Source organism: Desulfobacter sp. (genome assembly GCF_050177295.1).
The window spans coordinates 1-8,454 of record NZ_JBFXHE010000185.1 but is presented as its reverse complement, the minus strand read 5'-3'; the positions used below and the strand labels follow the sequence as shown (position 1 = coordinate 8,454).

Genomic DNA, 8,454 nt, shown 5'->3' with positions numbered 1-8,454 from the left:
CAAACAAGATCACCTGGGTCCTGACCAATCTGGTTTCCAACGCCCTCCGTTATGTGGGCAGGGGCGGGCGCATCGCGCTTCGGGCCCAGAGAATCGGGCCGAATGTCCACCTGTCTGTTCAGGACAACGGGCCGGGAATCCCCCAGGCCTATCAATCGAAAATATTCCAGAAATTTGTTCAGGTTAAAGGCCGGGAACCAGGAGGCACCGGGCTCGGGCTCGCCATCTGCAAGGAGATTGTAAGGGCCCATGCCGGTGCGATTTGGGTGGATTCGTCCCCGGATACAGGAAGCACGTTCACCTTTACCTTGCCCATCAATCAATAGGAGGATGCAATGAAAACAAAATCCATACTGATCATTGACGATGAAAAAAATATACGGCTGACCATGGACCAGTCCCTGGAACCGCTGGGAATTGCTGTCCGGACAGCGGTGAACGGCGAAGAGGCGCTCCAAAAGCTGGGAGACACGCAGGCTACCCTGGTGTTCCTGGACCTGAAAATGCCGGGAATGGACGGGATGGAGGTGTTGCGCAGGATCAAGGAGGAATGGCCCGAAACCCGGGTGATCATTATTACTGCTCATGGAACGGTCGAGTCGGCTGTGGAGGCCATGAAGCTGGGTGCGGTTGATTTTATCCAGAAACCCTTCAGTCCTGCGGAAATCCGGGAGCTGGCAATCCGGGTCATGGCGCGCGAGGCATTGGAAGTGGAAAGCGCGGTTGACTACCCGTCCCTCATTGAACTCACAAAGCGCTGCATTGGGGATCGGGAATTTTCCGCTGCCCGTGAAACGGCCAGAAAAGCCATCGCAGCGGATCCAGCCCATCCCGAAGCATACAATCTGCTCGGGGTACTGCTGGAAATCAAGGGGGACGGACTGGAGGCCCAGAAGTTTTACCGGGCGGCGTTGGATATGGACCCGACGTTCAAACCGGCCTGGGCAAACCTTGATAGAACCACCTCCTGGCACAAGTTAGGAAAGATCGACCTGGGCCCGGACGGAAAAGAGGAGGCAGGGGAAGCCGATGAAAAATAGCAAATATATTGTGGTGGTGGGATGCGGGCGGCTGGGGTCCCTTCTTGCGAATCGCCTTAGCCGGGACGGGAATTCGGTGGTGGTGATTGACCGGGTCGAAACTACGCTGGACGATTTGTCACCGGATTTCAGCGGGTTCCGGATCAACGGCGACGCCACTCACATGGCGGTGCTCAAGGCGGCTAAACTGAAAAGAGCCGATGTGCTCATTGCCACGACCCATGAAGACAACGTCAATCTCATGGTGGCCCAGGTCGCCCAAAAGGTTTTCCGCGTCCCCCATGTCCTGGCCCGGGTTTTTGATCCCAGACGGGAGGAGGTCTACGCCCAGCTGGGGATTGACACCATCTGCCCCACCTCGGTGGCTGCCGGCATGTTTCTGGAGGCGGTGGCCAACGGCGGAACGCGTCAAAACGGAGGGGTATCATGAAAATTATCATCGTCGGAGGGGGCAAACCCCTGTTTTTCCTTTGCCGCAGCTTCACCGCCAAAGGATACCGGGTCATCATTATCAACCGGGATAAGGGCGAATGCGTTCTGTTGAGCCGTCAACTCACGGCCACGGTCCTGTGCGGAGACGGCAGTGACCCGGAAATTCTCAAACAAGCCGGTGCAATGGGTGCCGACGCAGTACTGGCGGTCACCCCCAACGATCAGGACAACCTGGTGATCTGCCAGCTGGCCACCCTTAAATTCGGCGTGCCCAAAGCCATTGCCCTGGCCAATGATCCGGATAATGTCGAGACATTTGAAAGGCTTGGCGTCTCCGCCTTCTCAACCACCCGGATCGTCGGCAGCCTGATTGAACAGCGGGCATCCATGGAGCAGATTCTTAACCTGCTGCCCGTGGGTGACGGCCGGGTCAATGTGACGGAAATTGCTCTGGAGGCAGGCTCCCCTGTGGCGGGCAAGCAGCTCAAGGATATTGATCTTCCTGAAAACGCCCTGATCGCGGTTGTTATACGGGACAATCACCCCATGGTCCCCGGGGGAGGAAACGACCTTCTGGCGGGAGACCGCATCGTGCTGATCACCCTGCCGGAAAACCACGGCCCTGCCTTAAAGGTGCTGACCGGAGAGGAAAGGTAGTAGAGAGGAGCCCTTATGCGGGAAAAAGAATATCTGAAAAAACGCTATGCCGCCATGTGCTCTTCAATCGGCATGATTCTCCTTCTGTCCGGAGGGATGATGCTGACACCGCTTCTTATCCTGGTATCCAACCCCGAAGAATCGGCCCATGTTCTGTCGTTCTGTCTTCCCGCAGGAGGCCTTGCCCTTCTGGGAGGAAGCCTGTGGCGGCTGTTCCGGTCAGAGTCCAATACAACCCTGTCGGTACAGGAGGGGGGTATTATCGTTATTGTGAGCTGGATGACGGTCATCCTCTTTTCTGCCTGGCCTTTTACTTCTGTTCTGGGGCTGCCGTTTTCCAGGTCGGTTTTCGAGTCCGTGAGCGGCTGGACGACCACGGGACTGTCGGTTGTGGATGTGACGGCCGCAGGCCCGATGATACTGCTCTGGCGCAGCATTATCCAACTGGCGGGCGGTGCAGGCCTGGCCATTATCATGATGTCGGCCATTGTCGGCCCATCCGGAGTCGGCATTTCCAGGGCCGAGGGACGGGGCGACCAGCTGGTGCCCCATGTCAGGCAGTCGGCCCGCCTTGTTTTGATCATTTATTCCGCCTATGCCGGGGCAGGGTCTCTGGCCTACTGGGCGGCAGGGATGTCTCCTTTCGATGCCGTGAACCACGCCTTTGCCGCCGTGTCCACCGGCGGATTTTCAACAAGAGTGGAAAGCATCGGATACTGGAACACCATCCGTGTCGAAGCGGTCACCCTGGCCCTCATGGTGCTGGGCAACCTGAGCTTTGTGACTGCCTGGTTCCTGTGGCGGGGGAAATTGGGCGTGGTGTTTAAAAACGGTGAAATCCGCCTCCAGGCCGTCTTGATACCGCTGGCTGCCACAGCCGCCTTCATCTGGACCTGTCAGGCCCTCTATCCCCACATGGGCAAGGCGGTGCGGGTTGCTGTGTTTGAAACCGTGTCGGCGCTCACAACCACGGGGTTTTCAACGGTGGGATACGGCAACTGGAATGCCTTTGGCGTGGCCCTCATGACCGGTCTGATGCTGATTGGCGGGGGCACATGTTCCACGGCCGGGGGAATCAAGCAGTTCCGTATCTATCTTCTGTTCAAGATGCTGGTTTGGGATATCAAGCGCCACCTCATTCCAAAGACCGCTGTGGCGGAACTCCCGGTATGGGAAGGAAACCAGCGTGTTTTTATGAATGACGCCGGGCTGCGGCAGGTGGCCATGTTTGTTTTCCTTTACATGGCCACCTATGGGTTGGGTGTTATGGTGCTCTGTGCCTATGGCTACACCCTGAAAGATTCCCTTTTCGAATTCGCCTCTGCCCTGGGCACTGTCGGGCTTTCCATCGGGGTAACTTCCGCGGCCATGCCCGGCGGCGTCTTGTGGGCGGAAACCCTTGCCATGTTTTTTGGCCGGCTTGAATTCATTGTGATCATCGTAAGCCTTCTCAAAATCAGCCGGGATATGCGCGTGGCACGCCCGGTGATCCCTGGCTTTATTCAACGGCACAGCCATACCAACTAGGGAATTAAAAAAAATGGCATCAAACTCAAAAAAAATATTGATCTGCTGGCTGCTTCCGGATCAGAGGCCTCAAAGCCGGGACTTCTGTGACATATCCGTCAACCCCTTAAGCTGCTTGGGCCAGGCGACATCAAACCATCCGGATCTGATTGTCATCTTTTTTAACACTAGGGAGATCCAGGGGCACAAAGAAGTGATTGAATTTTGCAGGATCCTTAAGGAACATCCGTTGACAACAAAGGTAAAGGTGGCGGTTTTCTTGGAAAGACTCCATCAAAAATTCATTTTAGGGCTGACACAGACAGGCGTGGATTTTGTTGACATCCATACCGGTATTGACTCGGACAGTATAGGAAAAAATATCTGTCAATTATGGAAATCTCATTCCCTGATGCCGGCACAAAGCCTTTTAGAAAAACTCTGCCCTTTTCTTAACTATCTGCCAAGCGGGGATAAATACGAGTTCCCGGTCTGCGGCGCTTATCGAAACAGGATGTTTTTAGGGGGCCACCGGCTTCGTGACATATGCCATACCATGAATCATCATTACTGTGAATATTACATGAACCCCAAGGTGGGATCATGATCCTGCGGCGCAAGCTGTTAAAACTGCATCCGGCTGCACTGGTTCTGATCAGCTTTCTGGCTCTCATTCTGATCGGCACACTTTTATTGAGCCTGCCGGTTTCTTCGAAGAGTGGTCCGCTGCAAGTCATAGACGCCTTATTTACCTCGACCTCGGCGGTCTGTGTCACCGGACTGGTTGTGGTGGATACCGGAACCCGATTCACCCTTTTCGGCCAAATCATTATCCTCGTTCTCATCCAGATCGGGGGCCTGGGGGTCATGACGCTCTCCGTGCTCCTCTTCCGGATGATCGGCAGGAAAACCTTCTATCACCAGCGGATGGCGGTACAGGATATGTTTTTGCACACGCCCCAGGATAATATTTTCAAAATCGTCAAAAATATTATCTATATGACTTTTTGCATTGAGATTGCCGGCACCGTTCTTTTAACGATTTACTGGAGTCGGACCCTGCCGGTTCATGAAGCCGTCTATACCGCTGTCTTCCATGCCATATCTGCCTTTTGTAATGCCGGTTTTTCCCTGTTCCCGGACAGTCTTTCTACCTTTGGCGGCAGTTACTTTCTAAACCTTACCATCTGTATGCTTATTGTAACCGGCGGCATCGGCTTTTCGGTATTGTATGAATTTAAAAACTGGATAAAGCTCAGAAAGAAAAAACGGTTTCGATTTTCGGTCCAGACCAGGACCGTATTGCTGACCACGGCCATTCTGATCATTGGTGGTACGGTTTGGTTATTCATCCTTGAGCGACAGGGGGCTCTGGAAGGCACCCCCCCGGCATACCAATTCCTGGTTGCTCTGTTTCAATCCATTACCTGCCGGACGGCTGGATTCAATACGGTTGATATTTCTGCACTCAACGAGGCAACCGTCGCCATGATGCTGGTTTTAATGTTTTTCGGCGCTTCACCAGGGTCCTGCGGGGGCGGCGTGAAAACAACCACCCTGGCATTGCTGACCGCCACAACCATCACCCGGGTTAAGCGGATGCAACGGGTGAATCTGTTTAAAAAAAGCATTCCGGATGAAACCGTTCGCCGCTCCACAACCCTTATCATAGTCTCGGTTGGAATTATCGGCATGGTATTGTTCATGATTCTTTCAGAAGGGGCTATCACCGGGCGAAGTATCCGTGGCGCATTTCTGCCTTATCTCTTCGAAGTGGTATCTGCCTTTGGAACCGTCGGACTCTCTCTCGGGGTCACAGCGGATTTAAGTGTATGGGGAAAATTCTGGATTGTTATAACCATGATTATCGGCAGGGTAGGGATTCTAACCTTCTCGTACATCATCATCGGGACCAATCCGACAAATGGTTTTGAACGGGCCGAAGAGAACATGATGATTGGATAAACAGGAGATACAATGAAACGATTTACAGTGATAGGGTTAGGGAATTTTGGATTTTATGCGGCCAAAGCCTTATACGAGGACGGTAATGAAGTCATTGCCGTGGATATGGATAAAAACCGGGTGCAGGCAGTGGATGCCCATTGCACCGAAGCGATCCTCCTGGAGGCCACGGACAAGGAAAAATTAAAAGCCCTTGGCCTGGAAACCATGGACGGTGTGATTGTATCCACCGGCACCAAGATCAGCGTCAGTATCCTGATATGCCTCCATCTGCACGAGATGGGGGTCAGGCAGATCCTGGCAAAAGCCCTGGATGATGATCATGCCAAAATACTTAAAAAAGTAGGGGCCACTAAAATCATTCATCCGGAAAGGGATGTGGCACTGCGGATTTCCCAGAGTTTATCCCGACCGAATATTATGGATTTCATTCCTCTTTCTGAAGGGTTTGATCTTGTACATATAGAGCCGCCAGCAGAATTTATCGGAAAAACCTTAAAGGAGATCAACCTGCGGGCAAAGTTTAATGTTCATATTATTGCCATTAAAGAATGGGTCCCTGAAAATTTTATTTTGGTGCCAACCCCTGAATTTGTGATCAAAGGCAGTGATATGCTCATGATGCTGGGAAAATCCGAGGACATCAAACGGATTAAAGCATTAAAAGGATAAAATTGCCATGTTTCGTTTTGCAAAATAGCCCATGGAGGCAGAGAGCCCGACAACAATGAGGGCGCCGGCATTATGCGTCACAGCTCCCCATACCGGTGTCAGCCACCCCATGAATCCAGAAAAAACAGAAACCAGATTAATAAAAAAACTGATGCTGATACCGATCTGAATCGTCCTGCGCATGGTCCGTCCCAGGGAGAACAGATATACCAGATTCTCCAGGCGGTCGTTCATCAGCACAATATCTGCGGTCTCAAGGGCTGCATCAGATCCGTTCATCCCCATGGCAATACCGGTATCTGCGGCTTTTAAGGCAGGGGCGTCATTCACCCCGTCCCCCACATATACCAGCACGCCCTTGTCATACCCCTGAATGAGACGGAGTTTGTCTGCCGGAGACTGCCGGGCCCAGACAGTATCAATCCCGATTTGATCACAAAGCTTTTTAACCGGGGCGTTCTGGTCCCCGGAAATTACGGCCAGGTCTTTAATCCCCATCAATTTAAGTTTTCCAATCACCTTTGCCGCGCCTGCCCGGGGCTGGTCCTGCATGCAGATCCAGCCTGTTACCTGCTGATCAACCGTTATCTCAACACAGGTATATCCTTTTTCGGCAAACTTATCTGTTGTCATGATTTCAACACGCTGTCCTTCCACTTTTCCGCGGATGCCGCGACCCGGGATATTGACGATGTCCCGGGCATCGGGAATGGCCAGGTTCCAATCCCTGGCTTTTTGGACAATGGCCCGGGCCAGGGGATGATTCATTTTCAGTTCCAGGGCCCCAGCGGTCTGAATCAAATATTCTTTATTCATGCCTGCCTGTGTGGCAATAACCGCTGTGACCACGGGTTCTCCATTGGTAAGTGTGCCTGTCTTATCAAAAAACACCCCAACAGCTTTGCCCATATTTTCCAGATAAATACCGCCTTTGACCAGAATACCCTGTTTGGACGCATTGCCAATGGCCGACACCGTGGCCACAGGACCGGCAAGGAGAAAGGAACAGGGACAGCCCACAATCAATATGGTAATTGCCCGTTCAATATCCCGGGTAATGATCAAGGTCAGCAACGCACATGACAGAATAACAGGCGTAAACCATCCGGCATACTGGTCAACAATCCTGGCCGATTTGACCTTGGACTGCTCTGCCGCGGTTATCATGGAGATGATTTTTCCCATGGTTGAGTCACGGCCCACCCGTTCGGCCTGAACCCGGATAAAACCGTTTGTGTTCAAGGTTCCCGCCCACACCTCATCTCCCCGGGTTTTGGGCTTTGGTACAGGTTCTCCTGTTACAGCAGATTCATCCACAGCACAGGCCCCATCTGTTACCGTCCCATCCACCGGAATAACCCCGCCGGTCTTCACAATAAGGATATCTCCCCGGACAATCTGGGACACCTTGACCTTCAGCTCTTTACCGTTTTTTTCGAGGAGCGCTGTATCCGGTGTCATTTTTACCAGTTCCTCAATGGCGTGGCGTGCCGAATCACTGACCGCCTCTTCCACCAGAGCACCGGCCACCATAATGGCGGAGACAACGGCGGCTTCAAGAAAATTTGCGGTAGCCATACAGGCGATAATGGCAATGGATACCAGTTCATCCACATTTACCTGGCGTTGGGCAATGCCTTTAACCGCCTCAATAACTATGGGTACCCCATTGATCAAGACAGATAAAATCAAAAAAACATTCATTGCACTGATGAATGGCCAGCTTTGACTACGAAGTCCGCCTGCCAGGTATGCCGCAGGTATCAAGACAGCACCCAGGGCGGTTCTGATAAAATCCCTGGATGAAAAGATTTCTTTATAAATGTTTAAATTTGCATGTCTTCTAATCATTGAAGAGCTCCGTTTGTTTGAATATCAAATATTATGTAGTCAATCTATATGATTAAATAGGCTTCTTCATATCTATAGTCAAGTATTTTGATGATCAAATTTTTTTACTATCGAAATTATTTCCCATGTTAATAAGCAACCTGCTTAGCCAGAAGGGGGGGGGGGCAGAGCTTCGGCCAATAACTCAAGTGTCGTTAATGAAATATCTACCATTTCTAAACTCAACTACAGATACTTCATCCCTGAGAACCCCTCATTATCAATTAAAGATGACAGCGGCAAAAGCTATAACTCGATGTTCAAGTTTTTAATTCTTGACTTTTGAAATTTA

9 protein-coding genes are annotated in these 8,454 nt (G+C 51.8%); 8 read left to right on the top strand and 1 reads right to left on the bottom strand.

Going from position 1 to position 8,454, the window contains the following annotated elements; translation table 11 throughout:
* From AB7U36_RS13465 to AB7U36_RS13430, 8 genes are all read left to right on the top strand, one after another.
* Positions 1-326 (top strand): sensor histidine kinase (locus AB7U36_RS13465; RefSeq protein ID WP_428160274.1); only part of this gene is annotated, 326 nt, incomplete at its 5' end.
* 9 nt (positions 327-335) lie between these two features.
* Positions 336-1,040 (top strand): response regulator, encoded by a 705-nt coding sequence (locus AB7U36_RS13460; protein ID WP_428160273.1) that lies wholly within the window; start codon positions 336-338, stop codon positions 1,038-1,040.
* Complete coding sequence (locus AB7U36_RS13455; protein WP_428160272.1) at positions 1,030-1,470, top strand: potassium channel family protein; 441 nt, start codon at positions 1,030-1,032, stop codon at positions 1,468-1,470. Before AB7U36_RS13460 ends, AB7U36_RS13455 begins: the two co-directional genes overlap by 11 nt.
* Positions 1,467-2,129 (top strand): potassium channel family protein, encoded by a 663-nt coding sequence (locus tag AB7U36_RS13450; RefSeq protein WP_428160271.1) that lies wholly within the window; start codon positions 1,467-1,469, stop codon positions 2,127-2,129. The genes AB7U36_RS13455 and AB7U36_RS13450 overlap by 4 nt, the downstream gene beginning before the upstream one ends.
* Before the next feature lie 15 nt (positions 2,130-2,144).
* On the top strand, positions 2,145-3,656 hold the full coding sequence (locus AB7U36_RS13445) for a TrkH family potassium uptake protein (protein ID WP_428160270.1): 1,512 nt from the start codon (positions 2,145-2,147) through the stop codon (positions 3,654-3,656).
* Between the two features lie 13 nt (positions 3,657-3,669).
* Positions 3,670-4,242, top strand: a complete 573-nt coding sequence (locus tag AB7U36_RS13440) for a hypothetical protein (protein ID WP_428160269.1) — start codon at positions 3,670-3,672, stop codon at positions 4,240-4,242.
* Positions 4,239-5,600, top strand: a complete 1,362-nt coding sequence (locus AB7U36_RS13435; RefSeq protein ID WP_428160268.1) for a TrkH family potassium uptake protein — start codon at positions 4,239-4,241, stop codon at positions 5,598-5,600. Before AB7U36_RS13440 ends, AB7U36_RS13435 begins: the two co-directional genes overlap by 4 nt.
* A 12-nt stretch (positions 5,601-5,612) precedes the next feature.
* The gene (locus tag AB7U36_RS13430) at positions 5,613-6,272 is read left to right on the top strand and encodes a potassium channel family protein (protein WP_428160267.1); all 660 of its coding nucleotides are present in this window, start codon (positions 5,613-5,615) and stop codon (positions 6,270-6,272) included.
* Here the strand turns inward: AB7U36_RS13430 and AB7U36_RS13425 are convergent.
* Positions 6,261-8,123 (bottom strand): heavy metal translocating P-type ATPase, encoded by a 1,863-nt coding sequence (locus tag AB7U36_RS13425; protein WP_428160266.1) that lies wholly within the window; start codon positions 8,121-8,123, stop codon positions 6,261-6,263. The two genes, AB7U36_RS13430 and AB7U36_RS13425, sit on opposite strands and share 12 nt — an antisense overlap.
* Between the last annotated feature and the right edge of the window lie 331 nt (positions 8,124-8,454).